Source organism: Janthinobacterium darwini (genome assembly GCF_051380905.1).
Classification (GTDB): Bacteria; Pseudomonadota; Gammaproteobacteria; order Burkholderiales; family Burkholderiaceae_D; genus Janthinobacterium.
This window is the reverse complement of sequence record NZ_JBNYXX010000003.1, coordinates 311,254-337,558: the sequence shown is the minus strand read 5'-3', so window position 1 is coordinate 337,558 and position 26,305 is coordinate 311,254. Positions and strand designations below refer to the sequence as shown.

Here is a 26,305-nt window from a genome sequence, read left to right as displayed (position 1 = left end):
AGGCGGCGAGTGTAACAAAGAGCAAGCAAATGTCAGCGCACGGCAGCGAATGTAAAAACCGCCCGGCGGGATCAACCCGGCAGGCGGCCTGTCAGCATGTGTGCTGGAGAAAATCAGCGCACGCGGCGCAGCGAGGAAATCTGGTTTTCCATGCCGTTCAAGCGACCGTATTCGCCCGGTCCGATCACTTCGCAGCGGCCATGGAAGTTCGAATCACTGCACACTTCCCACTGGCCCTCGTTGACGACGATGGACGAGGCGCGGTCATTGAAGTTGTAGCGCACCAGGTCTTCCGCATTGCGGTCCAGCGCCAGCGGTTCGCCGCGCATGCCCGCTTCGGGGAACAGCAGGACGGCGCCGCGCTGCTGGTACTGCGGCTGCTGGTACTGTGGATATTGCGGCTGTTCATACTGCGGCCGGTCGTATTGCTGCTGGCGCCGCGCTTCGCGCTCGTCGACCATGCGCGCCGACGAAACGCGCCCATCGAGGCCGCGTCCAAGGTCGTCGTGACGGCCGGGGCCAAAGATGCGGCACACGCCGTTATAGTTCGAATCGCTGCACAGCTGCCAGTAGCCGTTATAAACGACGATGCTGGTGGTGCGGTCGTTGAAACCGATATTGACGAAATCGTCCGTGTCGCGGTTCAGCCGCGCCGAGCCGCCATTCTGGCCTGCGCCCGAATACACTTCCAGGGTGCCGCCACGGCCATAGCCGCCGCCATGCCCCCGGTCGGGATCGCGCCCAGGGCGCCCCGGATTGTTGCCATCGCCGCGACCCGACTCGCGCACCGAACTGATGGCGTCGTTCATGCCCGGCATCGAACGGTATTCGCCCGCCCCCAGAGTACGGCAATTGCCGCGAAAACCGGCATCGGTACATACATCCCAGGTGCCCGAACGCACCAGGATGCTCGACACCTTGTCGTTGAATCCAATGCGCGACAGATCGTCCGTCGTCTCGCGCAGGTTCACTGCGCGGCCACGCAGATCAACGTCTTCGAACAGGGTAATATCGCCTGCATGGGCGGACGCATGGGCGCCCAGCGAAAGCAGCAAGGTGGCCGCGCATGCCAGCGTGTGTTTGAAAGGGCCCGTCATGATTAACTCCATTCTTCATTCTTTGGTGATGATTTGCCTGGCTGTTGCGCCAGGATGCTAGTGTAACAAATACAAGGCCACGGCAAAGGCCCGATCATGCGTTCAGTACAGGCGGCGCAGCGAGGAAATGCGCTTGTCGAGCGCCGTGTTCAGCACTTCATGCTTGCCCGGCCCCATGCGCTCGCAACTGCCGTTGAACTGCGAGTTCGTGCAAACTTCCCAGGTGCCTTCGTTGATGGCGATGGATGCGGCCTGGTCGTTGAAGTTCAGGAGTACCAGGTCACTGACGTCGCGGTTCATCTGCAGCCCCCGTCCCTTCAGTAACGCGCGGCCATACAGCACCACCAGTCCCGCGTCATTTTGCGGACGGTTCTCCTCGCGCACACTTCCCAGCTGCCCGAATCGACCTGGATGCTCGAGACGGTGTCATTGACATTGACGCGCGACAGGTCGTCCGTCGTATCGCGCAAGACCACCACCCGCCCCTTGAAATTATCATCGGTGTACAACCGGATCTCGCCGGCCTGCGCGGCAAAATGGACAAACAGCGAACTGACACACAGCGCAGCAAAGGCGAACGGGCGATTCATGGGGCGGTCTCCGGCGGCGGCAAAGCCAAGTGATCGACATGACAACTGATGTCAGTGTAGCCATCCGTAGAAAAAACGGTGTAACAAAGTATGGGAAAAGCACAATAAATTGTTACCAAAAGCAATAACAAGCCCTGCGAGAGCCGGTTATTGCCATTTGGCGTACTAACTGCCCCGCATCAGCGCACTTCGCGCACCGACGAGATGCGGTTGCTCATGCGTTCCAGGCTCGCGTACTCGCCGGGACCCAGCGTGCGGCAGCGGCCGCGGAAGCCCACGTCCTCGCACACTTCCCAGTACCCGGCGCGCACGCGCACGCTTTGCGCCGTGTCATTGAAGTCGCGTTCGCGCAAGTCGGCCGCGCCATTGCGCACGCTCAGGCTGCGGCCGACGAAGTCGTCGCGCGTGTACAAGGTCAGTTCGCCGCCCAGCGCGCGGCCCGGCAGATGGCCGCGCTCGCGGCCACGATCCCGGTGTTCATCCCAATCTCGCTCGCGCTCCCGGTCCCGCCCACGGTCCCAGCCGCCGCGCACTTCGCGCAGCGACGTGATTTTGTTGGCGCGGCCATCGAGCGAGGGATAGTCGCCCGCTTCGAGCAGGAAGCAGTCGCCGCGGAAATCGGCTTCCTCGCACGCTTCCCAGCGGCCCGAGCGCACGCGGATGCTTTGCGTCGTGTCGTTGAAACGAACGTCTTCAAGGTCTGCGACGGCGTCGCGCACGGTCTGCGAGCGGCCGTGATAATCGTCGCGCGAATACAGGGTCAGTTCGCCGGCGCCGGCCAGCTCGGCCGTCATGGCGGCGCCCAACAACAGGGCGCAGTTCAAGGCTTTCTTCAACATGGTCTTACTCCATAGTCAGGATAATGCGGTGTGACTATTTGGTCATTTTGCCAAATAGAGCGCGCAGTCTATCCGCGACTGGCCCACTTAGCTGTAACAAATGATTACCGCGCCCGGCGTCAGGAATGCCTCGGCGGACAAACACGGCGAATGCCAGTAGAATGTTGTGTTTAGTTAAGGTTGCCGCCTATGCCACACACCACCTCGTTCACCCTGCCTGCCGTCCGTACTGAAATTTCTTCGCTGTGGAAGCTGGCTTGGCCCATCCTGATCGGCCAGCTGGCCACCGTCGGCATGGGCGCGGCCGACGTGGCGATGACGGGGCATACGAACCCCGAAGAACTGGCGGCCGTGTCGCTGGGCGCGGCCATCTGGTCCATCGTGCTGGTCACCGTGAGCGGCATCATGATGGCGATCAATACCCTGGTGGCGCATGAAATCGGCGCCGCGCGCCACGCCCAGGTGCCGCACATCGTGCGCCAGTCGCTATGGAAAGCGCTGCTCGTGGGCCTGGTGGCTTGCCTGCTGACGAACATGGCGGCGCTGGTGTTCGACCACCTGATGCTCGAACCCGCCGTCGCGGCCAAGGCCAAGCTGTTCGTGCACATCATCAGCTGTGCGCTGCCGCCGTTCGCCGCATACCGCGCGCTGTACGGCTACAGCACCAGCATCAACCAGACCAAGCCCGTGATGGTCATCGCGCTGGCCGCGCTGGGCCTCAATATCCTCGTCAACTACCTGCTGATCTACGGTCACTGGGGCATGCCGAAGATGGGCGGCGTGGGCTGCGCCGTGGCCACCACCTGCTGCGTGTGGATGATGCTGCTGGCCATGCTGGTCTGGATCAGGATCGCGCCCGCCTACCAAGCCACGTATCCATTCACGCATTGGGAATGGCCGCAGCTGTCGTCCATCGGTCCCATGTTGCGCCTGGGCCTGCCCATCGGCGTGACCTACTTTGCCGAAGTGAGTGCCTTTGGCGTCATCAGCCTGCTGGTGGCGCGCTTCGGCGTGATCCAGGTGTCGGCGCACCAGATTGCCCTGAATTTCTCGTCCGTCGTCTTCATGGTGCCGCTCACTTTCGGCATCGCGCTGGTCACGCGCGTAGGCCACGCCGTGGGCGAAGCCAATCTGCGCCGCGCCCGCTTCATTTCGTGGGTGGGCGTGGCCATGTCGCTGACGGCGGCCATCGTCTCGGCCACCTTCATCACCGTCTTCCGCCACCAGATCGCGCAAGCCTATACGTCAGATCCGCAGGTGCAGGCCCTGTGCGCGCAGCTGCTGCTGTTTGCCGCCCTGTTCCAGCTGTCCGACGCCACGCAAGTGGCCACCTCCTGCGCCATCCGCGGCTACAAGGTGACGCGCCAGCCCATGCTGATCCAGCTGCTGGCCTTCTGGGGCTTCTCGCTGCCGATCGGCTATGTGCTGGGCCTCGCGCCGGCCGGTTTCCCCTGGTCGCCGGCCGAGCCGATGGCCGCTGCCGGTTTCTGGATCGGCCTGGTCACGGGCTTGACGGTGGCTGCCGTGCTGCTGACCTGGTATTTGAACCGTTTGTCGCTGCAACGCCTGCGCGCCGCCCGATAAACCAACAAGGAAACCGCCATGCCGCAACAGCGCCCCTTCCGGCAAGTCGATGTCTTCAGCACGATGCCTTTCTTGGGCAATCCGCTGGCCGTGGTACTCGATGCGAATGGCCTCGATGACGCGCAGATGCAGGCGATCGCGCGCTGGACCGGCCTGTCGGAAACCACCTTCGTGCTGGCGCCGCGCGATCCCGCCGCCGATTACCGCGTGCGGATTTTTTCGCCCGAGATGGAATTCCCGTTCGCCGGCCACCCGACCCTGGGCACGGCGCACGCCCTGCTCGATGCGGGCATGCGGCCCAAGGGCGCGCGCATCGTGCAGGAATGCGGCGTCGGCCTGGTGCAGATAGAACGCGGCGCCGGAGGCGTACTGGCGTTCCAGGCGCCGCCCTGCACCACGCGCGCGCTCGCCCCCGCGCTGCTGCCGCTGCTGCAAACGGCGCTGGACGACGCGGCGGTCGCTGGCGGCACTGTCGTCGACATGGGCATCCGCTGGCTGTGCGTGCCGCTGCCAAGCGCCGCGGCCTGCCTGGCCGTCCATGCCGACATCGCGGCCCTGACGGCATTGCTGGCCGCGTCAATGGCTGACGGACTGGCCCTCTATGGCGCGCACGGCGCCGGCGGACCGGCCGATTACGAAGTGCGTGCGCTGCTCAGCGAGCACGGCGCACTGGTTGAGGATCCCGTCACGGGCAGCGCCAACGCCTGCATCGCGCACCTGCTGGCGGGCGCCGACTACCGCGTGCGCCAGGGCACCTGCCTGCAGCGCGACGGCCGCGTATCCGTCAATTTCCGCGATGGCCACGCCTGGATAGGCGGCGCATGCCTGACCGTGATAGAAGGTACGATATTGGCCTGAACCAAGTAAAGTGCCATGGAATGGGCGGCTGTTGGATATTTTTGACGAAGGAAATACGGCCAGGAACGTCTTATTCCGTGGCCGGGGCTATCGCATAAACAGGCACGCTCTGGTATCGTCTTACGCTTAGGCAACGCTCGATCCTGCCTGCCCTGTTTGGCATGCAGCGTTATTCATTCTTCCAACTACCGAGACATCCATGCGTTTTATTCTTTGTTTTCTGGCCGCGATGGCCAGCGTTCCCGCATCGGCTGAAAAGCTGACCCTGGAACGCATCCACGCCGATCCGGCGCTGGCCGGCCCCGGCGTGCGCAACCTGAAGGTCTCGCCCGATGGCGAGCGCGTCACGTTCCTGCGCGGCCGTGCAGACAACCAGTTCCAGCTCGACCTGTGGGAATTCAAGCTCAAGGACAAGAGCACGCACCGCCTGATCGACTCCAAGGCGCTGGTGCCGAATGAAACGATTTCGCCCGAAGAGCAGGCGCGCCGCGAACGTGAGCGCACGGCCAGCCTGAACGGCATTCTCAGCTACAGCTGGTCGCCCGATGGCAAGCAGCTGCTGGTACCGCTGGCCGGCAATCTGTACCTGGTCGATGCGGCCCACCCGGACAAGGCCCGCCTGGTCGCCAAGGGCAATGTACTGGACCCGAAAATTTCGCCGAAAGGCCGCTATGTGTCGTTTGTGCGCGATCAAAACATCTTTGTGATCGACCTCAATACGAACAAGGAACGCCAGCTGACCACGGATGGCAAGGGCACGATCCACAACGGCGAAGCCGAATTCGTGGCGCAGGAAGAAATGGGCCAGCGCACTGGCTACTACTGGGCACCCGACGACAGCGCCATCGCGTATAAACGCTACGACGAAGCACCCGTGCCCGTCGTGCGACGCTTTGAAATCTTCGCCGACCGCACCGACGTCGTCGAACAGCGCTACCCTGCCGCCGGCGACCCGAACGTGCTGGTACAGCTGCTGATCGTCTCGCCGGAAACGGGTGCGCAACGCCAGGTGGACCTGGGCACGAACGCGGACATCTACCTGGTGCGCGCCGACTGGAGCGCGGACAGCAAGTCGCTGGTATACCAGCGCCAGTCGCGCGACCAGAAGACCCTCGACCTGGTCGCCGTCGATGCAGCGACGCTGGCGCAGCGCACCCTGCTGACGGAAACGGCCAAGACCTGGGTCAGCATCCATGACGACCTGCGCTTCCTCGCCAACGGCCAGTTCCTGTGGTCGTCCGAGCGCACGGGCCGCAACCATTTGTACCTGTACGACATGAGCGGCAAGCTGCTGCACCCGGTCACTTCCGGTGAATGGGGCATCGACAGCGTGCTGGCCGTGAACCAGAAAACCGGCAAAGTGTATGTGTCGTCTAACCGCGACGCGGTGATCGACAAGCAGACCTACGCTCTGGCGCTGGACGGCAGCACCGCCGACAAGCCGCAGCGCGTGACGAAAGCGGACGGCTGGCACGACACGACGTTCTCGCGCAATGGCGAAGTGTTTGTCGACACCTATTCCGACCCGGCCACGCCGCCGCAGGTAAGCATCCACCGTCCTGACGGCGCCATGGTGGGCTGGCTGGAAGAAAACGCGCTGAACGCGAGCCACCCGTACGCCAGATACAAGGCGGACCACCTGCCGACGGAGTATGGCACCCTGAAAGCCAACGATGGCCAGACCTTGTATTACTCCATCGTCAAGCCGTCGAACTTCGACGCGAGCAAGCGCTATCCCGTCTACCTGTCGACGTATGGCGGCCCGCACTCGCAGCACGTGGCTCGCCGCTGGGGCAATAACTTCGATCAGTATATGGCGCAGCAAGGCTTTGTCGTCTTCCGCCTCGATAACCGGGGCTCGTCGCGCCGCGAGCGCGCGTTCACGGACGCCATCTATCACAAGCTGGGCGCAGCCGAAGTGGCCGACCAACTGGTCGGCATCGACTGGCTGGGCAAGCAAAGCTTCGTCGACGCGAAACGCATCGGCGTGTTTGGCTGGAGCTATGGCGGCTTCATGACCCTGCGTTTGCTGTCGGCAGCTTCCGACAAGATCGCCATGGGTGTTTCGGTAGCGCCCGTGACCGACTGGTCGCTGTACGATACCCACTACACGGAGCAATTCCTCGGCATGCCGAAAGAGAACGTAGAGGGCTACAAGGACAGCACCGTGTTCGCCCACCTCGACGGCTTGAAGTCGCCGCTGCTGCTGGTGCATGGCATGGCCGACGATAACGTGCTGTTCAGCAACAGCACGCGCTTGATCGACGCGCTGGTGAACCGTGGCGTGCAGTTCGACCTGATGACGTATCCGGGCGCCAAGCACGGCATCTCGTCGCGCGCGGGCCAGCGTCACGTGTACAAGAAAATTGAAATGTTCTTCAAGCAAAACCTGGCCAATCCAGCGAAATAAGTTTGACCAGCCTCAAATAAAAAACCGCCGCCTGTCTTGCAACAGGCGGCGGTTTTTTTATCCGTACGGCAAATTACGGTTTGCGCGTGATGGTGTCGACTGCATCTTTCACATCGCCGACCTTCTTCTGCACTTTGCCTTCGACCTGGTTTGCCAGGCCCTTGGCTTGCTGTTCTTCGCTGCCGACGACTTTGCCAGCGGCTTCCTGGATTTTACCGCCGACTTCCTTCAGTTTACCTTCGACTTGATCTTTGTTCATGATGGATCCTCACTGTAGTTGGTGCATCTGTTGTCCGGCCCATCAGGGCCGGGACTGCGGCTCACACGCTGTTGCAAACTGCTTCATGCGTGTCGATGTGTCCATAGTACCCAGGGAAAATCAAAGGCTCTGTACGGTTCCTAACACAGCGCCGACATCATCGATTACGCGCCCTTGCGCCAGACAGTGGCCAGCCACGGCTGCTGTTCGCGCGGCAAGCCCGGTGGACGGTAATACTGTTCGATCAGGGTAAAACCGGCCGCCTGAACGTAGGCGGCCCACCTTGCTTCGTCGTGGTAGCTGCCATAGCGCGCGCCATTCCAGCCTTCCTGGTTCTGGCCGCGCGGATTCGAGCTGAACAGTACGCCGCCCTCCTTCAGGCACGCGTACAAAGCACGCAGCACGCCGGGCAAGACGGCGCTGGGCACGTGGAACAGCACGGCATTCGCGAACACGCCGTCGAAGTGCGCAGCGGGGAGCTCGAGGTCGACGAAATCCTGCTGCCATACGGTGCAGCCGCTGTAGGCGCGCGCCATCTCGACGAAGCGGGGGCAGCCATCGACGCCCGTGGCATGGTGGCCCATGGCCGTGAACGTCTTCAGATCGCGGCCAGGGCCGCAGCCCAGATCAAGGATCGCCAAGGGCGCGGGCCTGTCGATGGCGGCCAGCAGCGCGTTGATGTTCTGACTGACGTCGTGGTCGCGCGTGCCTTCAAAAAACTGCTCGGCACTGGCGTCGTAATGGGCCAGGGTGCGGCCCGTGATGGCGTGGATGGGGTCTTGCGGCGGGGTTGGCATCATGGCGGTCCTATCGATATGTTCCCCCATTTTACGGTGCCAGCGCGCTACGCGCTGGCACCGGCCATGACTACCAGACGCGCACGCGCTGTTCCGGCGCCAGGTACAACTGCTGCCCCGGCTTGACGTCGAAGGCCGGGTACCAGGCGTCGAGATTGCGCACGGTGGCGGCACGGTATTGCGCCGGCGCATGGCCATCCGTGAGGATTTGCTGGCGCGCCGCCGCTTCGCGCGCCTTGCTGCGCCAGCTGACGCCGTAACCCGTGAAGAATGCGCGGTCCGCGCCCGGCTGCGCCGGCTTGCCTTGCTGCGACAAGCTGAACGCGTCATGCGCGGCCGCCACGCCAGCCAGATCGGCCAGGTTTTCGCTCAGGGTCAGCTGGCCATTCACGGCCAGATCGGGAAACGGTTTATAGGCCGCGAACTGCGCCACCAGTTGCTGGGACGCCGCCTGGAAATGCGCCAGGTCGGCCGGTGTCCACCAGTCGCGCAGCTTGCCCTGAGCGTCGAACTGCGCGCCCTGGTCGTCGAAGCTGTGGCTGATCTCATGGCCGATGGTGGCGCCAATGCCGCCATAATTGGCCGCGTCGGAGGCTTGCGGGTCGAAGAAAGGCGGCTGCAGGATGGCAGCTGGGAAGTTCAGCGCATTTTGCAGCGGCAAGTTGACGGCGTTGACCAACTGCGCCGGCATGGCCCAGGCCTTGCGGTCAGGCGACTGGCCCAGCTTGGCCAGTTCCTGCTGGTAATGATACTGCTCCGCCCGCTGCACATTGCCCAGCGCGTCGCCGCGCACCACGCGCAAGCCCGCATAGCTGGCCCAGCGTTCCGGATAGCCCACGCCCACGTACAGGGTCTGGAGTTTCTCCTGCGCCTGCGCCTTGGTGGCCGGCGCCATCCAGTCCAGCTTGTCGATGCGGCGCGAGAAGGCAGCGACGATATTGCCCACCATGTCTTGCACGCGGGCTTTCGATTCAGGCGGGAAATAACGCTCCACGTACAGCTTGCCGACGGCGTCGCTGAGGGCCGCGTTCGTCGCCGCCAGCGCGCGCTTGCTGCGCGGTGACTGCTGCGGCGTGCCGCTCAGGGTGCTGCCGTAAAAGGCAAAACGCTGATCGGCGGCCGCCTTCGGCAAGGTGGTGCTGAAATGGTTAATCGCGTGGAAAGCCAGGAAATCCTTCCAGGTCGCCAGCGGCACGCTCGCCACCAGCGCCGCGCTGCCCTTCATGGCCGTCGGGTGCCAGACGATGAAATCGGTCTGCCTGCCCAGGCCTGCAGCCTGGAAGAAGGCTTTCCAGTCCAGGCCAGGCGCCTTGCTGGCGAAGTCGGCGGCGCGCCACGCGTTGTTGCCCTTGGCGACATCGGCTGACTCTTCGCGGCTGGCGTGACTGGCGGCAATTTTCTGCTCCAGCGCAAACACGCGCGCGGCGCGGGCTGGCGCATCGCTGTAACCAGCCTGCTTGAGCATGGCGGCGATATGCGCCTGGTAGCCAGTGCGCAAGCCCTGCATGCGCGCGCTGTCGTCCTGGTAGAAGGCGCGGTCGGGCAAGCCCAGCCCGCCCTGCAGCAGATAGGCCACATTGCGCGTGGTGTCGTTCAAGTCTTGCGCCACCCACAGGCCAAACAGGTTTTCCGTATAAAAATTGGTAGCATTGAGCGGATCGACATCGGCGCGCAGGCTCTCGCCCAGCGCGCGTGCCAGTCCCGCCTGGTCGCGTATGCCATCGATCTTGCTCAACAAGGGCTTGATCGGCGCCCAGCCTTTCGCTTCGATGGCCGATTCATCCATCCAGGAACGGTAAAAATCGCTGACCTGGCGTGCGGATGCATCCGCCTGCGGCGCCGCCGCCAGGCCTTCGACGAGGCCGATGATGCGCTCGTTGGTCGAGTTGGCGAGGATGGCGAACGAGCCCCAGCTGCTGCGGTCGGCGGGAATCTCCGTGCTGCGCAGCCAGTCGCCATTCACGTAGTCATAGAAGTCGTCGCCGGGCGACGCCGTGGCGGCAGCGGGGACAGCGGCGCTGGTGGCCGCTTGCTGGCCATGCGCTTGAGCCGGTACATAGGCCACGGTGGCGCCGGCCAGGGCGAGGGCGATGGCAGCCTGGACTGGAGTCCGGGACCAGGAAAAACGCAAACCGTGCATGGCGATCCTTTCGATGAAAATAAGCAAAATCATAGCCTGAGAATCATACCTTTTTCGCATGCGGAACAACGGCTCGGCGGGAGATTCCGGCAGCCAGCCACAACCATCCAAATTATTTTCACTTTTTTTTCAAAAACACCCTCAAGTTCCCGCTGAACCTGCCGCTAATCTAGACAAGCGGTAATCCATTCACTAGTTACGGGTGTGCTCATGACCTCCAACGACGTTCTCTCGATGTATGAAAATATTGCAGGAATGACCAACAAAATGGTCGTCGCCGCACGTTCGAGCGACTGGGATGGCTTGGACACCCTGGAAAACCAGTGCGCCAGCGCCGCCAGCACGACCATGACGGGCAAAGTGCCTGCCCTGGCCGGCGCTTCGCGCCAGCGCAAGATTGACTTGCTCAAGCAAATCCTGGCCAACGATCGCGAAATCCGCGCCATCACGGAACCGTGGATGACGCAACTGCCGAACGCCATGCAGGGATCGCGCGCCCGCATGTAGGTCAACATTGCCGCGCCAGAAACAACAAAAGCACCTGCGGGTGCTTTTTTTACGTCTGCCGCCGTGCCGGGGAGCGCTGCATTTGCGGCGTCCGAAAAGCAAGGAGGGGGAATTTGGAAGGCGAGCCCCAGGTATCTCCTGGCGTCGCCTCGCTGCCGGTTGCATCCGGCGTTCGCGAGCACATCGTCGGCATCGCAAACCGCTTCCAGACCCAGGCGTTTATGCAACGCTACACCTGTTTGCCGCGCCACACTATCGTTGGTGACTGCGCCAGGCTGGGACTGTTTTATCGTAGAGCAAGTCCACTGAATTAATCATATCACCATCTTTAAGAAATAGGCAACACGTTAGACAGGCACTTTCTATCCTTTTTTCAATATCTTTTTTTATATCAAATCTGGGCGCGGCCTTGCAGCAGCGTTAACGCGAGAACGGCTCCGCTTCCGCCTCGGCCGCGTCCTCTTCCAGCGCTTCCGTCAGCACCGGCACATCCTTCTTCTTGCGGCTGAACGGTTTGCGCAGCAAGACCCAGTATTTCGACGGCGTGCCCGCCCCCGCCGCTTGCCTGCGCTTGCGCACGGCATACACGACGAGCGCCGTCAGCAGCAGGAAGGACAGGGTGCCGATAAGCAGCCACATCAAACCATTGCCGCCCGCTTTCTTTTCCTTGTCGGCTGCCGGCGCCGCGTGCAGGGGCTTGGGTTTGGCATGCGGCGCTTCCGCCACAGCCGGTATGGCAGCCGGTGGAGCGGTTGGTGCGGCGACGACGGGCAGCGCCAGCGCCTTTTGCAAGGCGCCGATCTTGCCCTCCAATTCGCCGAGCTTTTCATTCAGGGCCGCGTTTTTCTGGTCCAGCGCCACGCATGCTTGCGCCTGCTCCATATTGGCCTGCGGCGCGCAGGCGGCCACGGGCGCAGTGGCGCGGCGCAACGGCGCCGGGCGCAGCGCCGGGGCAGATGGCGTGGGCGCGACGGGCGGTGGCACAAACACGCGTGCCGGACGCACCAGGCCCTCGGCGCGCGCGCGCGCCGCCAGCGCGGCGGCATCGGCCGGCGGCGCGCCGGGCATCGCGCGCGGCAGTGGCAGTGGCTGTGCCAGCGGCACAGCCACTGCCACCGGAATAGCGGGCCTGACTGGCGCACTGGCGACGGCTGGCGGTGCTGGCGGTGCCGGCGTCAGCCACAAGGTGCCCAGGCGCACGACGGCGCCGCTACCATTGCCCAATAATAAATACAGATGGACGTGGCCTGCCTGGATCGCTTGCCGGGTAGCCACGCGCACATACTGCCGCCCACCCCGCTCCAGCGGGCTGATCGTCAAGGTTTGCAGGGCCGGGTCCATGCTGATGCCACCACCCCGGTACACATCGGGCGAGGCCAGGCGCACGGCCACGCCGCTGGCCTCCTCGGGCGCCAGGGCGGTCAATTCGATCTCCGCCAGCAGGGGCTGGCCCACATGGGACAGCACCGCCATCTCGCCCAGTTCGGCCGCCATGACGGGCGCCAAGGCCAGGCTGGCGGCGGCGCACGCGATCAGGGACCAACGGGGAACAATGCTGCTTTGCATGGACTGATCGCTTTGATAACAAGATAAATAAGGGGGAACTCGTCTGTCTTTAACGGCAGGAAATCGCAAAAATATAGATGGGCAATGGCAAAAATGATGCAATACAGCATCATCCTGTGTCTTTTGGACGCCTGGAGTACACTCGATCCACCTCCATCGATGAAAGGGATGCCATGAGTAGCAGAATCGAACGCGACAGTTTCGGCCCGATCGACGTACCCGCCGACCGGCTTTGGGGAGCGCAAACGCAGCGCTCGCTTGAGCACTTCCATATCTCCACGGAAAAGATGCCGCCTGAACTGATCGCCGCCCTGGCCACCGTCAAGCGCGCGGCCGCCCACGTCAACCTGGACCTGGGATTACTGGATGGCAAGAAAGCCATCGCCATCACGCAAGCAGCCGACGAAGTACTGGCAGGCAAGCATGACGCTGAATTTCCACTGGCCGTCTGGCAGACGGGCTCTGGCACGCAAAGCAATATGAACATGAACGAAGTGCTGGCCAACCGCGGTTCCGAGCTGATCGGCGGCTTGCGGGGAGAAGAGCGCTTGCTGCATCCTAACGACGACGTCAACCTGGGCCAGTCCTCGAATGACATTTTTCCGACCGCCATCCATGTGGCGGCCGCCCTGGCCGTCGCCAATACAGTCTTGCCGCCGCTACGCCAGCTGCGCGCCACGCTCGACGCAAAAGCCACGGAGTTTGCCGACATCGTCAAGATCGGCCGCACCCATTTGCAGGATGCGACGCCGCTGACCCTGGGCCAGGAATTTTCCGGCTATGTGGCGCAGCTGGACTTTGCCGAGCACATCATCGCGGCATCGTTACCGCCGCTGCTGCAACTGGCCGCCGGCGGCACGGCCGTGGGCACGGGCTTGAATACCCACCTGGAATTTGCGGACCGCATCGCCGCGGAACTGGCGCGCCTGACGGGCCAGCCGTTCGAGACAGCCAGCAACAAGTTTGCTGCCCTGGCCGCCCATGATGCACTGGTGGCTGCCCATGGCGCGCTGAAAACCCTGGCCACGGCCCTGATGAAGATCGCCAACGACGTGCGCTGGATGGCCTCCGGCCCCCGTTCCGGCCTCGGTGAAATCACCATCCCTGAAAACGAGCCGGGCAGCTCCATCATGCCGGGCAAGGTCAATCCTACCCAGTGCGAAGCACTGACCATGCTGTGCTGCCAGGTGTTTGGCAACGATGTCGCCATCACGGTGGGCGGCGCCTCGGGCAATTTCGAACTGAACGTCTTCAAGCCCCTGATCGCGCACAACTTCCTGCAAAGCGCGCGCCTGCTGGGCGACGGCATGCGCAGCTTCGACGAGCATTGCGCACACGGCATCGCGCCGAACCGTGGTCGCATCGCCGAACTGATGGAGCGCTCCCTGATGCTGGTCACGGCGCTGGCGCCCCACATCGGCTACGACAAGGCGGCGCAAATTGCCAAGCAGGCCCAGCACGAAGGCACGACATTGAAGGAAGCGGCTCTGGCCCTGGGCTTTGTGACGGAAGAGCAATTCAGTGCATGGATCGTGCCATTGGAGATGACGCGACCCAACAAAAGTTAAAGCTCAGCCTGCATTATCCCTGGCTTCATGTAAACTATGACCTTAGTTGATGCTGTCACCAAGTGTTTAAAACACATCATTGCAATAAGGGATACAATGCAAAAAGTAAGCTTTGATTTAACATCCGAGTTCGTCGAGCTGAACCAGCTGTTGAAGCTGGTGGGCTTGTGCGACAGTGGTGGCGCTGGCAAGGTCATGGTCGATAGCGGCGTGGTGAAGGTCGATGGCAAGAAGGAATTGCGCAAGACTGCCAAGATCCGCGCCGGTCAGGTCGTCAGCGTGGGCGATATCCGTATCACGGTCGTCGCTCCTGTCTGACGCCGGCATGGGGCGCGAAAGCAGCCCCATGCGTCCAGCCAGCATGCCTGCCAGCCCGGCTGCCCGGATCAAGCTGCAACATGTCGTTATTGTCATATAAATATCGATTGCAGAAGGGAAGCGCCATGGACCATCCCGAACAAGGTACGCGCAGCCAGGAACGCCTGATCGGCGACTTGCGCCAAGTGATAGAAAACGCGGAAGAATTACTGCGTAACACAGACAAATACACTAGCAGCCTGTACCAGAGCGCGCGCGCCAGGCTGGAACTGGCCCTCGTCGCGGCCATTGCCGAACTCGCCCGCTTCGAAGAAGAGCAAGTGACGCGCATGATGGACGCCACCCTGGCCGCAAATGCCCTGTACCGCGATCAGACGGGCGAAGCGCGCGTGCTGCGGGCCTTCGAGTAGGCCATTACGCTGCAAGCACCGCATGCGCCAGCCACTGGCGCAAGTGTGCCGCCAGGTCAAATGCCGGGTCCTGCTCGAATGCCACGTCGAGCGCGGCGCCAAACGTTTTTCCTTGCTGCAAGGCCAGCAAGGCCGCGTGCGCGGCCGCATCCACTACCTGCACCTGCGGCTTCCAGCGCGGCCGACATACCAGCACCCAGCTCGCCACCTGCATATCCTGCGGAAACATCCCCTGCCCCTCACCCTCCTGATGCGCCTGCCACAAGGCCGCCACTTGCCAGTTCGATGCCAGCAAGGCGCAAGCGGGATGCAAGGTAAAACGGCGCACTTCCAGCTGATCAGGATGCAAGGCGGCCAGCGACTCGGGCGCCAGCGCCTGCGCATCGGCCGCGTAATGGGCAAGGTGCAAGGCCCATTCCAGGCGCGCCATGTCCGGCAAATAGGGGAATGCGGCCACAGGCGGGAAAGCAGCGAGAAAATCGGCGAAACGGGCACCAAACTGGTTCAAATCCGCGCTATCGGATGGCATCTTCCGGCCATACGCGCGTGCCAGGCCAGCAAAGAAATCCTCGCCTACCAGCGCCAGCACGACAGGATATGCCTGACCCAGGGTGCGGCGCCAGGTGGCGCTCACATTGCCACGATACAGTGCAAAGCGCTCCTGCACCGCCGCCCCCGCGAAGGATGGCAGGGCCGCCACGGGATCAAACAGGGCCGTGGCAAAAGCTTGCTGCTGCTGCGCCAGTGTTTCGGCGGGAGCGGCAGTGGCGGCCGGCGGCGCCGCCGCTCCCTGCCATGGCGCCTGTGGTGCATGACGCGCCAGCATGGCCTGCGCCTTGTCCGCCTCACCCAACAGGATATCCAGCGGCGGCAAATGCGTATCCCATTCGACCAGGGTGGGCACGGCGCCAAAGCGCAGCAGCGCGGCCGCATACAAGTCCCAGACGGGATCGGCGACGGCGGCGCCATGGTGGTCGATCACGGCCTGCGGCGTCAGCAGATGGCCGCCCAGGTGCAGTTCGCCCACGCTGCCCGGCGCGATGGCTTGCATGGCTAGCAGGGCATCTTCGCCGTGGTTGCACTGGTTGACATACAGGTTATTGATATCGAGCAGCAGTCCACAGCCGCTGCGACGCGCCAGCTCCGCCAGGAATTGCGCCTCGCTCATGGCATCGTCGGCAAAACGCAGGTAAGTGGATACATTCTCCAGCAAGATCGGCCTTTTCAGCACATCCTGCACCCTCCCCACTCTTGCGCACAACAAATCCAGGGCGGCACCATTCAAGGCCAGCGGCAACAGATCATTGAGTTGCTGCTGCGCCACGGCGCCCCAGCACAGGTGTTCCGACACGAGGGCCGGCTCGACGCGCTCCACCACGCCGCGCACGCGCTGCAAATGGGCCTCGGAAAAGCCCCGCGCGGAACCCAGGCCAAGGCCCACGCCATGCAGGCTGAGCGGGTAATCGTGGCGCAGGGCACACAACACATGACTATCCCAGCCCGACGGCTGCAGATAATTTTCGGTATGCACTTCCAGCCAGCCCACGCGAGGCCGGCGCGCCAGGAAGTCGCGGTAGTGCGCGGCGCGCAAGCCGACGCCGGCGCCGGCAAGCGCGGGAACTGGCGGCATGGGCAGGCTGCGGACGCTTACGGTTGGGTGGCTGGCTTGGCGGCCTTGCCGGCCTTGATGGGCTTGACGGAGCCGCCCGTCTGTTCGCACGTGCCCTTGGCAACATAGGTCCATTCCGTAGGCAAGTTGTCTGCCTCCGCCTGGCCCGCGCAGGAATGCGCGCCGTCGGACGAGGCGCAATCGTTCTGCCCTGCCTTGGCCACGCCGTAGCATTTTTCCTTGTCGCCAGGGGCGGGGCCATCGTGCGCGGCAGCATGGACGGTGGTGCCGGCACAGAGGCCCGCGAGGGCGGCGGCGATGAGAGCTTGACGTTTGTTCATGGATAATCCTCTTGCATGGGTCAAAGTAATCGGTAAGTCATCGTACATCAGCGGCAAATCATGGCACGCCGCAGACTGCACGATGGACAACGCGCGCTAATGCACATCATTTTACTGAATCGGCCGCGCCATGGCGAACCATGATCAATGAGTTCATTTGACAGGTGCGGGAAAGATGGCGGTAGGAAGGCAGGAAGGCAGGCAAGAGGGCAAACAAAAATGCCCACGCGCCGCCGTCGGCGACGGTGGTGTGGGCATGGCAATGGCGAGCGCCGGACTGGCGCCGCGGGACTGCGCTCAGGCTGTCGTGTTGATGCGGTTACCGAGGTGAGCCGGCAGGCTAGGCGCGGCCTGTATCGGTGGCAGGGCTGCCAGCAAGGCTGTGGCAGTCGAGCTTTGGATATCCTGGGCTTTTTTCAGGACAGTCAAGCCGACGGCTTGCCGCGTGCCTGTCTCCGCCATCGTAGTTGATAGTTGAGCAATGCTTCCGACGTCCATACGTTTCTCCAATGAGGTTCTACCCTTGTTAACGGATGCTGCCGGCAAACCTTTAGCTTATTTTTCCAGCCTGTGCAGCAACCATGCCAGCACGTGCTCGCGTACATTCAAGTCCAGCCATTGCACGCCCTCGCGCAGGTCGGCCGGCGCCGGGCTGTCGGAGGCGACGGCGATCACATGCGGATCATGCGGATACAGGGGCGCCTGCCCCACTTCCGGGCGGAACACTTCCAGCTTGGGGATGGGGTCCGTCTTGAAACCCTCCACCAGGGTCAGGTCCGCCGGCCCCATGCGGCCCAATTGCTGCGCCAGGCTAGGCTCGGGTGCGCCGCGCAGCTCATGCACGATGGCAAAACGATACGGCGACGCCACCAGCACTTCGGCCGCACCGGCCAGGCGCAAGCGGGCGCTGTCTTTTTGCGGCGGCTCCAGCGCCAAGTCATGGTGGCTGTGCTTGACCAGGTTGACGCGCAAGCCCCGCGCCGCCAGTTCCTTCACCACAAATTCCAGCAGGGTCGTCTTGCCGCTACCGGAACGGCCGATCACCCCCAGTACCGGGTGGGTGGGCATCGCATCGTGCATGGTCACTCCTTGATTGAGAAGGAATGATTATACGCAGCCCCACCGGCGCCAGCGCCTGTCGCGAGCGCGTGCGGATTTTCCGCCACTCCCGGCATTAGCGGGAGCCAGCTTGCCACCCTACCGCCAGCACCGGCCCGCCGGCCGGGGCGCTGTCTTGCCATGCGCCGCCTGCGCATTCCTGGCCGGGCGCGCCACATGCCGCTGTGCGGCGATCACACCCGCTTCGGCCTCCGATTGCACGGGCACGGGGGCAACGGCAGCCAGCTCGCCCGCCAGCGCCAGCGGGGCGAAGTCCTGCGCCAGGAAATCATTGCCCGGGCAAATCGTCCCCATTGCAGTAACCGAGCACCAGATCGATGTCGGAATCACCCGGATGCGTTTGCCCATAGTCGTCGATGAAGCCGCCGTTATTGTTTTGCAATTGCTGCGCCACCGACAGGCCCGTATGCGACGGGTCTTGCTGCGGAGCGAAGGCCGTGCGCCGCACATGGTGCACGGGGTAAGCCACGCCCGCATGCACATTGGCATGGCTGGCCCGGCGCGCCCGCCTTCCAGGCTCAGGTAGCCGAGGATGTGGTCGAACGAGCGATTTTCCATCGTCAGCACGACGATATGATCGATACGCGCCATCTTTCCCAAGCCAGCCGCGTCAAGAACACTCTCACCAGCAGTGGTGGCAGCAATCATGGCAGCTCCCCGACCGCGCAAACGGTCGCAGCGACCCTGGTTCGAGCAGGCCAAGCCAGTTTGGTTCAGTCATAGCGGCCCGGCCCTGATGCGCAACAAGTCAATACGGCACGCGGTAGCGGTAGCCCTTGAAACTGAAGATGGCAGCCTTCGGCTGTAATTTCTCCAGCACCAGGCCCGGCGCCAGCTCCTCGCCCTCGTGGCGCAGGACCTTGTCGATCAGCAACAGACGGTCAGCCGGATTCTTTGAATAGATATAGCCGCCGATGACGATGGCGGGGATTTGCCGCTGTATCGGCTCGGGCAGGTCGCGCATGCCAGCCACCGTTTCCTCTACGGCGGGCGTGGGCGGCGCCGCAGGCGCGGGGGCCGCAACGGGCGGCGGCACGGTTTGACCGGGCATCTCCTGCTTCGGTTCCGCCACAGGCCTGGCATGGTGCACGGGTGCGGCAATGGCCGCTGGCGGCACGGAGGCCACCACAGGCGCGGGCGCAGGAGCCGCTGGCAGGGCAGCCACGGGCGCGGGCACAGCCTGGGCCAGCACGGCAGGGACGACAGGCGCAGCCGCGCCCGCCCGCCAAGGCTGCCACAGCAGCAACGCGGCAGCCACGGCAACGCCCACGCCGCCCAGCGCCAGCCAGACGGGTGCGCGCCGCGCAGCAGAGGACGCGGCGGCATCGTGCAGCTGCACTTGCGGTGCGTGAATCGAGGGCAACTCGCCCAGTTGGCGCTCGGCCTGCGATTTTTTTAGTGCTTCTAGTATGTAAGACATCTTATTTCCCCGCCACCATCGCCGTCGCAGCGGGTGCTGCCACGGCAGAAGCTGCGCTGCTCAGGCGCGGCTCCGCATTGTCACCCAGTTGCATCAGGCGTATATACGTTTTCGGACCCGCCAGGCCATCGGCCCGCAGGTTCTGGCTCTGCTGGAAAGCACGCAGCTGGCCTTGCATTTCGGCATCGAGCGGCAGGTTGGCGGCCGGTGCCGGCAAACCCCGCTGTTGCGCCAGGCGCTGCGCCAGCCAGTCCACGTCGGCGCCACGCCCCCCCAGCGGCACTTCGTCTCGCCAATTGCGCGGGGCGCGCCAGAAGGTAGTGAAACTGCCATCGCTGCGCTGCGCCAGCTGGGCCAGGGGCAGGCCTTGCTGTTTGCCATCGAGCATCAGCGTGGCGGTCTCGCCCTGCAGCCGGGTCAGCAGCGCCAGCTTTTCAACTCCTTGCCCATCGCGCAAGGCCAGCATGGCTGGACGGTCCAGCACGCGCAGTTCGGCGATGCCGCCCCGGCTGTGCAGGCAGCGCAGCCCGGCGCGCGCACCCGCCTGGCAAGCATCGCCGGCCGGCAACTGCTCGCCCCACAGGGCGGCCAGCTGGCGCAGCACGGCGTTGCGGTCCGGCACGCTGACGGGCGCGGACGCGGCCACCGCTGCGGACGCCGCCGGCACGGATGCGGCCAGGGCTGGCGCCACGGCCGCCGGGGCGGGCACGCCAGCGCGCGGCATAAACTGCCAGGCCAGCGCGGCCGTCACCACGGCGCCGGCCAGCACGCCGCCAGCCACATGTGGCCAGCGCAAGCCCCGTCCGGCCGCCGGCCTACCCTCTTCCGCAAACACTTCCTCGGCGGCACGGCGCAATATCTGGCGCGTCACCTGCGGCTGGTTTTCCACGTAGGCGCCCAGCAGCGCGCGGTCGCACAGCAGGTTGATGCGGCGCGGCACGCCGTGGCTCATGGCATGGATCTGCGCCATCAAACGTGGGGCGAACGGCGTCTGCGCCGTGCTGCCGGCCACGGCCAGGCGGTGGCGGATATAGCTGGCCGTTTCCTCGGCTGTCAGCGAACCCAGGTGATAACGGGCAATGACGCGCTGCGCCAGCTGTTCCAGCTCGGGACGGGCCAGCATGGCGCGCAATTCCGGCTGGCCGATGAGTATAATCTGCAGCAGCTTGCGCTCGCTCGTCTCCAGGTTCGTCAGCAAACGCAATTGTTCGAGCACGGCGGCGGAGAGGTTTTGCGCTTCGTCGATGATCAGCACATTGTTCTTGCCCTGCGCATGGCTGGCCAGCAGGTGCGCATTGATGGCGTCGACATAGCCTTTCACGCTGGCCACACCGGGCGCCAAGGCGATGCGGAATTCCTCGCAGATCGACAGCAACAATTCTTCGACGGACAGTTTCGGATTGAAAATGTAGGCGAGCTGGCAATTTTCCGGAATCTGCTCCATGAAACAGCGGCACACGGTAGTCTTGCCGGCGCCGATTTCTCCCGTCAGCAGCACGAAGCCGCCGCCGCTGCCCACGCCATACAGCAGGTGCGCCAGTGCTTCGCGGTGACGTTCGCTCATGAACAGGTAGCGGGGATCGGGGGCGATCGAGAACGGCGATTGCTTGAGCTGGAAATAATGCGTGTACATGGAGACCCTGCGGATGAAACAATCAAAATGCGCGGCGGCAAGCCGGTACCCTCATCGGGTGCGGGCGGGCGGCAACGGTTTGTATTTGGCGCAATACACTTTCGCCTTGCTACGGAAGTAGACGATTTTACTGCCGGGCACGGAACCACGGACAGGAAAGGCGGAATTGTCGAGTTTATTGAAACGCAGACCAGAGGCGCTGCGGATGGCCGGTTCCAGCTTTTCCGGCGTCGAATCGGCCACCACGCCCATGAAGACAAGGGGGCTGGTGTCGTCGCTGACGATCACGTCGGTAATGCTCGCGCCCCACAGGGTGGCGTCCGTGCGGAACCAGTAGGCGCCGCCTTCATGCTTGTAGGCAGGACCGAAAGCCGTCAGCAAATAGGCATAGAAGGCCTTGTTGTCGATCTGGTCGATGCACAGCACGGCATTGCCCACCACTTGCCCGAAGGTGGACGGCGGCGCCTTTTGCTGCGCCAGCACGCCGGACACGGGAACACCGAAGGCCAGCAGGGCGAACGCCGCCAGCACGGCCGGCGCACGCCACGGGCGCGTCAATGAACGGCGCACGCGCATGATCAGCGCTTGCGCTCTTCTTTCTTGACCTTCTTGGCTTCCTTCTTTTCCTTCATGCTCTTGGCCGGTTCCTTCTTGGCTTCTTTCTTGCTGTCCTGTGCCTTGCTCATCATCTACTCCATACTTGGGCGGAAATGCCTGGGCCATTATGACACTCCCCCATGAAAATGCCACCCGAAAAGCAAAACGGCCGCACAAGGCGGCCGTTCCAGTCACGCGCGCATCTCAGCCTAGTGCAGGCACAGGCGGCGGCGCGTCTTCTCGATCAACGCCGCATCGTAGGGATACAGGTTCTCGATAAAGAACAATTCCGTTTCCGCCTCGTCTTCCAGGCACATTTCGATCATGACCGGGCCATCGCTTTCGCGGCCCAGGAAATCCTTCGGCCAGCGGTTCTTGCGGTGCGTGCGCATCATTTCCATGCCCAGCGCGGCCAGCGGCGCCGACACGCCGGCGGCCAGCGCCTCTTGCTGCCAGTCGTCCCAGTACTCGCTCTTTGCTGCCTTGTCGTTCATCATGCTCTTCCAACTCAGGTGTAAAAGGCGGACTTTACTCTTCATGGCGCGCCTTGCCAAGCATGCATACAAGCAATAGCGCAAAACCAGACATAGACCACTCGGTAAAAATTGGCATTGTACAAGGCCAATTTCAATACCATTCACGATACATAAAAAATCCTTTATTAACAGCAACTTGCAATCGCCTCCTCGGGTACGGTGCGGCATCGCGCAAGGCATTTATTAATACCACTTAAATACCTGTTGACAAGCCATCGAGGCGACAATATAGTGCCTTCAGCTTTTTCTCCGCCCGACAAATAAAAAAACGAGACAGGCGCAATCAACCACATGCGGGGCTGCACAACATGATCGAATACATAATCGGCGTCGACGGCGGGGGCAGCGGCACCCGCGTACGCCTGGCGCGCCTTGATAACCAGGAACTGGCACAGGGACAAAGCGGCCCATCCGGCCTGGGACTGGGCATCGAACGGGCCTGGACGTCCGTGGCGCATGCCGTCACGCTGGCCTTCCGCGCCGCCGGCCTGGAACAGCCGTCCCTGCAGCGCATGGCTATCGGCCTCGGTCTGGCCGGCGTGCACAACAAACAGTGGGCTGCCAGCTTTGTCGAACACAATCCCGGCTATGCCGCCGTCGCACTGGAATCGGATGCCCTGACCACCTTACTGGGCGCCCACGCGGGCCAGCCGGGCGTCATCGTTGCCATCGGCACCGGCAGCGTGGGCGAAGTGCTGCACGCCGATGGCAGCCGTCACGAAGTGGGCGGCTGGGGTTTTCCTTCCGGCGACGAAGCAGGTGGCGCCTGGATCGGCATGCGCGCCGTCAACCACGCGCAGCAGGTGGTCGATGGGCGCGTACCCGGCAGCACCTTCGCCACGGCCATCATCGACGCCTGCGGTGGCCAGCGCGACGCCATGCAGGTGTGGCTGGCCGCCGCCAGCCAGACCACTTTCGCGCAACTGGCGCGGCTGGTACTCGAACACGCGGCCAGCAATGCCGTGGCACATGGCATCCTGAACGAAGCGGGCCGGCAGATCGCCCTCATCGCCAGGGCGCTGGACCCGGCCGGCACCTTGCCCGTGGCCCTGTGCGGCGGCCTGGCGGCGCCCTTGTCAAGCTACCTGCCGGCGGCACTGTTGCAACTGGTCGTGCCGGCACAGGGCGACTCGGCCGCAGGCGGCCTGCGCCTGATACGCAAGCACTTGCAGGAGCAATGACCATGCTGGCCAAACTGTCCGCCTTCAAACCCAATCCCGCCAGCGACACGCCGCTCTACATGCAGCTGGCGAACATGCTGTCGGACGGTATCGCCAGCGGCGACTGGCGCGCCAACCAGGCCTTGCCCTCGGAGCGCGTGCTGTCGGAGATCCTGGAAATCTCGCGCGTGACGGCGCGCAAGGCCATCGACATGCTGTGCGACCGGGGCATGCTGACGCGCAAGCGCGGCTCGGGCACCTACATCACGCCCAAGCTGGAACAGCCGCTGTCGCGCCTGACGAGCTTTTCGGAAGAATTGCGCCAGCGGGGCTTTACGGCCGGTTCGCGCTGGCTGCAGCGCGATATCGGCGCGGCCGCGCCGCTGGAACTGCTGTCGCTGGGCCTGTCGCCGCACATGCCGGTGGCGCGTTTGCGCCGCCTGCGCACGGCCGATGAAGTGGTGATGGCGATCGAAACGACCACCATCCCCGCGCTGTACATGCCGGACCCGCAACAGGTGACCGATTCGCTGTACGGCTACCTGGAGTCGCGCGGCACCATCCCGATGCGCGCGCTGCAGCATATCCGCGCCGTCAACGCCACGGCGGAACAGGCCAAGCTGGCCAATATCAAGACGGGTGAAGCCATGCTGCACATCACCCGTGTCAGTTATCTCGACAACGGCGCAGCGGTGGAACTGACCCACTCGTATTGCCGCAGTGATTATTATGAATTCGTAGCGGAGTCGCGCAGATGAGCAGCACTATCAAAGGCAATATCCTTACCCCCGGCGGCTGGATCCACGGCGCCATCGCCTTCGGCGAGCGCGTCGACAGCATCACGGGCGATTCCCTCCACCCGTCGAGCAATAGCGATGATTACATCCTGCCCGGCTTCATCGACCTGCATGTGCATGGCGGCGCCGGCAAGGACATCATGGAAGGCGGCGAAGCCGTCTACACCATCGCCGCCATCCATGCGCGCCACGGCACCACCAGCCTGCTGGCCACCACCATGACGGCGCCACCGGAAGATATCGACATGGCCTTGACGGCCATCGGCATCGCAGCCAACAACCGCCGCCCGAACACGGCGCGCGTGCTGGGCGCCCACCTGGAGGGCCCATACATCAATTCGGGCAAGCTCGGGGCGCAGCCCAACTACGCGCGCGCCGCCACGCTGGCCGAAATCGAACGCCTGCAAACCCTGGCCAAACTGCGCGTCATCACCGTGGCGCCGGAAATCGCCGGTCACCTGGACCTGGTGCGCGCCCTGGCTGACGCCGGCGTGCGCGTGCAGATCGGCCACACGCTCGGTTCCTATGAAGATGGCGTGGCAGCGCTGGAGCATGGCGCCATGGGCTTCACGCACCTGTTCAACGCCATGAGCGGCCTGCATCACCGCGAGCCGGGCATGGTCGGCGCCGCCCTGGCGCACGCCGAATACGCCGAACTGATCCCCGACCTGCTGCACGTGCATCCGGGCGCCATCAAGGTGGCCCTGCGCGCCATTCCGCGCCTGTACTGCGTCACCGATTCGACCGCCGCCACCGGCATGCCGGACGGCGAATATATGCTGGGCCGACACGCCGTGCAGAAATGCATGGGCGGCGTGCGCCTGCCCGACGGCACCCTGGCGGGCAGCACCCTGACCCTGGACCAGGCGCTGCGCAATCTGGTGGGACTGGGACTGGACCTGGCCGACGCGTCCAAGCGCGTGTCGACCAACGCCGCCGATTACCTGGGCCTGGAAGAACGCGGCCGGCTGGCCCCCGGCACTTACGCCGATCTGGTGGTACTCGATCGCGATCTCAAACTCAAAGCTGTGTATATAGAAGGAGAAATCTGTGACCTCAATGATGCTTAAAGAAGCCATTTCCGCCGCCGAATGCGTCGCCCTGCAACTGGACAGCGACACGGAACGCTACGCGGAACTGGGCCGCAAATTGAGGAGCACCTCGTTCTCGACCGCGCTGACCATCGCGCGCGGCAGCTCGGACCACGCCTGCAACTACGTCGCCTACCTGATCATGGCACGCCTGGGCCGTGTCGTCGCGTCGCTGCCGATGTCGCTGGTCACCCTGAACAAGTCGCCGCTGGTGACGCGTGATACCTTGGCCATTTCGATCTCGCAATCGGGCCAGAGTCCCGACGTGGTCGAGCCGATCCGCTACTTCCGCGACGGCGGCGCCACCACCGTGGCCCTCGTCAACGATATCGAGTCGCCGCTGGCGCACGCCGCCGAGTGGGCCATGCCCCTGCGCGCGGGCAAGGAACAAAGCGTCGCCGCGACGAAAAGCTTCATCACCAGCCTGGTCGCCGGCGCGCGCATGGTGGCACAGTGGCAGAACGACCCCGAGCTGCAGGCAGGCCTGGAAGCGCTGCCCGAAGCGCTGCTTGAAGCGACCCGCGTGGACTGGTCGCCCGCCATCGACGTGCTGGCCCCGGCCCGCAACATCATGGTCGTGGGGCGCGGCATCAGCTTCCCCGTGGCGCTGGAAGCCGCACTGAAATTCAAGGAAACATCGGCCCTGCAGGCGGAAGCCTTCAGCGGCGCAGAAATCAAGCATGGCCCGATGGCCCTGATCGAAGACGGCTACCCACTGCTGATTTTTGCCACGCGCGGCCCGACCCAGGCCGGCCTGCTGCAATTGGCCACGGAAATGCGCGGCCGCGGCGCCAAGGTCTTGCTGGCGGCCCCCGCCGACGTGGCCGAACGCGACCTGACCCTGCCCGTGGCCGCCACGCCGGATCTCGATCCGATCGTCGCCATCCAGTCCTTCTACGTGATGGCGGCCAAGTTGTCGGCGGCGCGCGGCATGGACCCGGATGCGCCGCGCCACCTGAGCAAGGTCACCAAGACCAACTAAGCAGTATGTAAGCAGTATCCGGCAGCTGCGCCCCCGGCACGGGGCGCGGCTGCCGGCAGCAGTACCCGAATATAAGA

29 protein-coding genes and 1 pseudogene are annotated in these 26,305 nt (G+C 63.8%); 11 read left to right on the top strand and 19 right to left on the bottom strand.

Going from position 1 to position 26,305, the window contains the following annotated elements:
- Nucleotides 1-113: 113 nt before the first annotated feature.
- The 4 genes from ACQ4WZ_RS19945 to ACQ4WZ_RS19930 all read right to left on the bottom strand — a co-directional run bounded on the left by ACQ4WZ_RS19945 (nucleotide 114) and on the right by ACQ4WZ_RS19930 (nucleotide 2,526).
- Nucleotides 114-1,097, bottom strand: a complete 984-nt coding sequence (locus tag ACQ4WZ_RS19945; RefSeq protein ID WP_436574320.1) for a beta/gamma crystallin-related protein — start codon at nucleotides 1,095-1,097, stop codon at nucleotides 114-116.
- 102 nt (nucleotides 1,098-1,199) lie between these two features.
- Nucleotides 1,200-1,397, bottom strand: a complete 198-nt coding sequence (locus ACQ4WZ_RS19940; protein ID WP_436574319.1) for a beta/gamma crystallin-related protein — start codon at nucleotides 1,395-1,397, stop codon at nucleotides 1,200-1,202.
- A 17-nt stretch (nucleotides 1,398-1,414) separates the two neighbouring features.
- Nucleotides 1,415-1,687, bottom strand: coding sequence for a beta/gamma crystallin-related protein (locus tag ACQ4WZ_RS19935; RefSeq protein WP_436574318.1), 273 nt, complete (start codon nucleotides 1,685-1,687; stop codon nucleotides 1,415-1,417).
- Between the two features lie 179 nt (nucleotides 1,688-1,866).
- Nucleotides 1,867-2,526, bottom strand: a complete 660-nt coding sequence (locus tag ACQ4WZ_RS19930; protein WP_101484194.1) for a beta/gamma crystallin family protein — start codon at nucleotides 2,524-2,526, stop codon at nucleotides 1,867-1,869.
- Between the two features lie 189 nt (nucleotides 2,527-2,715).
- Here ACQ4WZ_RS19930 and ACQ4WZ_RS19925 point away from each other — a divergent pair, with 189 nt between their 5' ends.
- The 3 genes from ACQ4WZ_RS19925 (at nucleotide 2,716) to ACQ4WZ_RS19915 (ending at nucleotide 7,378) form a co-directional block, all read left to right on the top strand.
- Nucleotides 2,716-4,110 carry an MATE family efflux transporter gene (locus ACQ4WZ_RS19925; protein ID WP_436574317.1) on the top strand — a complete coding sequence of 465 codons (1,395 nt, stop codon included), beginning with the start codon at nucleotides 2,716-2,718 and terminating at the stop codon, nucleotides 4,108-4,110.
- An 18-nt stretch (nucleotides 4,111-4,128) separates the two neighbouring features.
- Nucleotides 4,129-4,968, top strand: coding sequence for a PhzF family phenazine biosynthesis protein (locus ACQ4WZ_RS19920; protein WP_436574316.1), 840 nt, complete (start codon nucleotides 4,129-4,131; stop codon nucleotides 4,966-4,968).
- Between the two features lie 199 nt (nucleotides 4,969-5,167).
- On the top strand, nucleotides 5,168-7,378 hold the full coding sequence (locus ACQ4WZ_RS19915) for a S9 family peptidase (protein WP_436574315.1): 2,211 nt from the start codon (nucleotides 5,168-5,170) through the stop codon (nucleotides 7,376-7,378).
- Between the two features lie 73 nt (nucleotides 7,379-7,451).
- Here ACQ4WZ_RS19915 and ACQ4WZ_RS19910 read toward each other — a convergent pair whose 3' ends face one another.
- The 3 genes from ACQ4WZ_RS19910 to ACQ4WZ_RS19900 all read right to left on the bottom strand — a co-directional run bounded on the left by ACQ4WZ_RS19910 (nucleotide 7,452) and on the right by ACQ4WZ_RS19900 (nucleotide 10,574).
- Nucleotides 7,452-7,637: a CsbD family protein gene (locus ACQ4WZ_RS19910; protein ID WP_101484190.1), complete on the bottom strand. Its 186-nt coding sequence runs from the start codon at nucleotides 7,635-7,637 to the stop codon at nucleotides 7,452-7,454.
- Between the two features lie 164 nt (nucleotides 7,638-7,801).
- Nucleotides 7,802-8,434: a class I SAM-dependent methyltransferase gene (locus ACQ4WZ_RS19905; protein ID WP_436574466.1), complete on the bottom strand. Its 633-nt coding sequence runs from the start codon at nucleotides 8,432-8,434 to the stop codon at nucleotides 7,802-7,804.
- 70 nt (nucleotides 8,435-8,504) lie between these two features.
- Nucleotides 8,505-10,574 (bottom strand): M13 family metallopeptidase, encoded by a 2,070-nt coding sequence (locus ACQ4WZ_RS19900; protein WP_133993879.1) that lies wholly within the window; start codon nucleotides 10,572-10,574, stop codon nucleotides 8,505-8,507.
- A gap of 210 nt (nucleotides 10,575-10,784) precedes the next feature.
- On the opposite strand from ACQ4WZ_RS19900, the gene ACQ4WZ_RS19895 reads away from it, so the two are divergent.
- Nucleotides 10,785-11,081 carry a flagellar protein FliT gene (locus ACQ4WZ_RS19895; protein ID WP_495542714.1) on the top strand — a complete coding sequence of 99 codons (297 nt, stop codon included), beginning with the start codon at nucleotides 10,785-10,787 and terminating at the stop codon, nucleotides 11,079-11,081.
- A 420-nt stretch (nucleotides 11,082-11,501) separates the two neighbouring features.
- Here ACQ4WZ_RS19895 and ACQ4WZ_RS19890 read toward each other — a convergent pair whose 3' ends face one another.
- Nucleotides 11,502-12,647, bottom strand: a complete 1,146-nt coding sequence (locus tag ACQ4WZ_RS19890; RefSeq protein ID WP_436574313.1) for a type IV pilus assembly protein FimV — start codon at nucleotides 12,645-12,647, stop codon at nucleotides 11,502-11,504.
- Nucleotides 12,648-12,820: 173 nt separating this feature from the next.
- Between ACQ4WZ_RS19890 and fumC the strand changes: the two genes are divergently transcribed.
- The 3 genes from fumC to ACQ4WZ_RS19875 all read left to right on the top strand — a co-directional run bounded on the left by fumC (nucleotide 12,821) and on the right by ACQ4WZ_RS19875 (nucleotide 14,943).
- On the top strand, nucleotides 12,821-14,215 hold the full coding sequence (gene fumC / locus ACQ4WZ_RS19885) for a class II fumarate hydratase (protein WP_436574312.1): 1,395 nt from the start codon (nucleotides 12,821-12,823) through the stop codon (nucleotides 14,213-14,215).
- 96 nt (nucleotides 14,216-14,311) lie between these two features.
- Complete coding sequence (locus tag ACQ4WZ_RS19880; protein ID WP_035825476.1) at nucleotides 14,312-14,533, top strand: RNA-binding S4 domain-containing protein; 222 nt, start codon at nucleotides 14,312-14,314, stop codon at nucleotides 14,531-14,533.
- Nucleotides 14,534-14,658: 125 nt separating this feature from the next.
- Nucleotides 14,659-14,943, top strand: a complete 285-nt coding sequence (locus ACQ4WZ_RS19875) for a hypothetical protein (protein WP_101484186.1) — start codon at nucleotides 14,659-14,661, stop codon at nucleotides 14,941-14,943.
- 4 nt (nucleotides 14,944-14,947) lie between these two features.
- On the opposite strand, the gene bufB is transcribed toward ACQ4WZ_RS19875, so the two are convergent.
- The 11 genes and pseudogenes from bufB to ACQ4WZ_RS19820 all read right to left on the bottom strand — a co-directional run bounded on the left by bufB (nucleotide 14,948) and on the right by ACQ4WZ_RS19820 (nucleotide 22,159).
- On the bottom strand, nucleotides 14,948-16,573 hold the full coding sequence (gene bufB / locus ACQ4WZ_RS19870; protein ID WP_436574311.1) for an MNIO family bufferin maturase: 1,626 nt from the start codon (nucleotides 16,571-16,573) through the stop codon (nucleotides 14,948-14,950).
- Between the two features lie 17 nt (nucleotides 16,574-16,590).
- Complete coding sequence (locus ACQ4WZ_RS19865) at nucleotides 16,591-16,893, bottom strand: BufA1 family periplasmic bufferin-type metallophore (RefSeq protein WP_436574310.1); 303 nt, start codon at nucleotides 16,891-16,893, stop codon at nucleotides 16,591-16,593.
- Between the two features lie 297 nt (nucleotides 16,894-17,190).
- Nucleotides 17,191-17,391: a YjfB family protein gene (locus ACQ4WZ_RS19860; RefSeq protein WP_034759798.1), complete on the bottom strand. Its 201-nt coding sequence runs from the start codon at nucleotides 17,389-17,391 to the stop codon at nucleotides 17,191-17,193.
- Nucleotides 17,392-17,448: 57 nt separating this feature from the next.
- Nucleotides 17,449-17,973 (bottom strand): molybdopterin-guanine dinucleotide biosynthesis protein B, encoded by a 525-nt coding sequence (gene mobB, locus ACQ4WZ_RS19855; RefSeq protein ID WP_101484183.1) that lies wholly within the window; start codon nucleotides 17,971-17,973, stop codon nucleotides 17,449-17,451.
- A gap of 117 nt (nucleotides 17,974-18,090) precedes the next feature.
- Nucleotides 18,091-18,306, bottom strand: coding sequence for a hypothetical protein (locus tag ACQ4WZ_RS19850; RefSeq protein ID WP_101484182.1), 216 nt, complete (start codon nucleotides 18,304-18,306; stop codon nucleotides 18,091-18,093).
- Nucleotides 18,281-18,481 carry a hypothetical protein gene (locus tag ACQ4WZ_RS19845; RefSeq protein ID WP_436574468.1) on the bottom strand — a complete coding sequence of 67 codons (201 nt, stop codon included), beginning with the start codon at nucleotides 18,479-18,481 and terminating at the stop codon, nucleotides 18,281-18,283. The genes ACQ4WZ_RS19850 and ACQ4WZ_RS19845 overlap by 26 nt, the downstream gene beginning before the upstream one ends.
- A gap of 29 nt (nucleotides 18,482-18,510) precedes the next feature.
- Nucleotides 18,511-18,603 (bottom strand): annotated as a pseudogene (locus tag ACQ4WZ_RS19840) (alkaline phosphatase family protein); the annotation flags it as partial.
- Nucleotides 18,604-18,760: 157 nt separating this feature from the next.
- Entirely contained in the window at nucleotides 18,761-19,432 is a 672-nt protein-coding gene (locus ACQ4WZ_RS19835) for a general secretion pathway protein GspB (protein ID WP_133993893.1), read from the bottom strand.
- A gap of 1 nt (nucleotide 19,433) precedes the next feature.
- On the bottom strand, nucleotides 19,434-21,065 hold the full coding sequence (locus ACQ4WZ_RS19830; protein WP_436574309.1) for an ExeA family protein: 1,632 nt from the start codon (nucleotides 21,063-21,065) through the stop codon (nucleotides 19,434-19,436).
- A gap of 51 nt (nucleotides 21,066-21,116) precedes the next feature.
- Complete coding sequence (locus ACQ4WZ_RS19825; protein ID WP_101484178.1) at nucleotides 21,117-21,641, bottom strand: hypothetical protein; 525 nt, start codon at nucleotides 21,639-21,641, stop codon at nucleotides 21,117-21,119.
- 230 nt (nucleotides 21,642-21,871) lie between these two features.
- Nucleotides 21,872-22,159 carry a hypothetical protein gene (locus ACQ4WZ_RS19820; RefSeq protein ID WP_034759823.1) on the bottom strand — a complete coding sequence of 96 codons (288 nt, stop codon included), beginning with the start codon at nucleotides 22,157-22,159 and terminating at the stop codon, nucleotides 21,872-21,874.
- Between the two features lie 347 nt (nucleotides 22,160-22,506).
- Here ACQ4WZ_RS19820 and ACQ4WZ_RS19815 point away from each other — a divergent pair, with 347 nt between their 5' ends.
- Genes ACQ4WZ_RS19815 through ACQ4WZ_RS19800 form a run of 4 tightly spaced genes read left to right on the top strand, consistent with a single transcriptional unit; the run spans nucleotide 22,507 to nucleotide 26,228 of the window.
- The gene (locus tag ACQ4WZ_RS19815; protein ID WP_101484177.1) at nucleotides 22,507-23,379 is read left to right on the top strand and encodes a glucosamine kinase nucleotide-binding domain-containing protein; all 873 of its coding nucleotides are present in this window, start codon (nucleotides 22,507-22,509) and stop codon (nucleotides 23,377-23,379) included.
- A gap of 2 nt (nucleotides 23,380-23,381) precedes the next feature.
- Nucleotides 23,382-24,116 (top strand): GntR family transcriptional regulator, encoded by a 735-nt coding sequence (locus tag ACQ4WZ_RS19810; protein WP_099374772.1) that lies wholly within the window; start codon nucleotides 23,382-23,384, stop codon nucleotides 24,114-24,116.
- Nucleotides 24,113-25,225, top strand: a complete 1,113-nt coding sequence (nagA, locus tag ACQ4WZ_RS19805) for an N-acetylglucosamine-6-phosphate deacetylase (RefSeq protein WP_101484176.1) — start codon at nucleotides 24,113-24,115, stop codon at nucleotides 25,223-25,225. Before ACQ4WZ_RS19810 ends, nagA begins: the two co-directional genes overlap by 4 nt.
- Nucleotides 25,215-26,228: an SIS domain-containing protein gene (locus tag ACQ4WZ_RS19800; RefSeq protein ID WP_101484175.1), complete on the top strand. Its 1,014-nt coding sequence runs from the start codon at nucleotides 25,215-25,217 to the stop codon at nucleotides 26,226-26,228. Before nagA ends, ACQ4WZ_RS19800 begins: the two co-directional genes overlap by 11 nt.
- The last annotated feature ends 77 nt before the right edge of the window (nucleotides 26,229-26,305 follow it).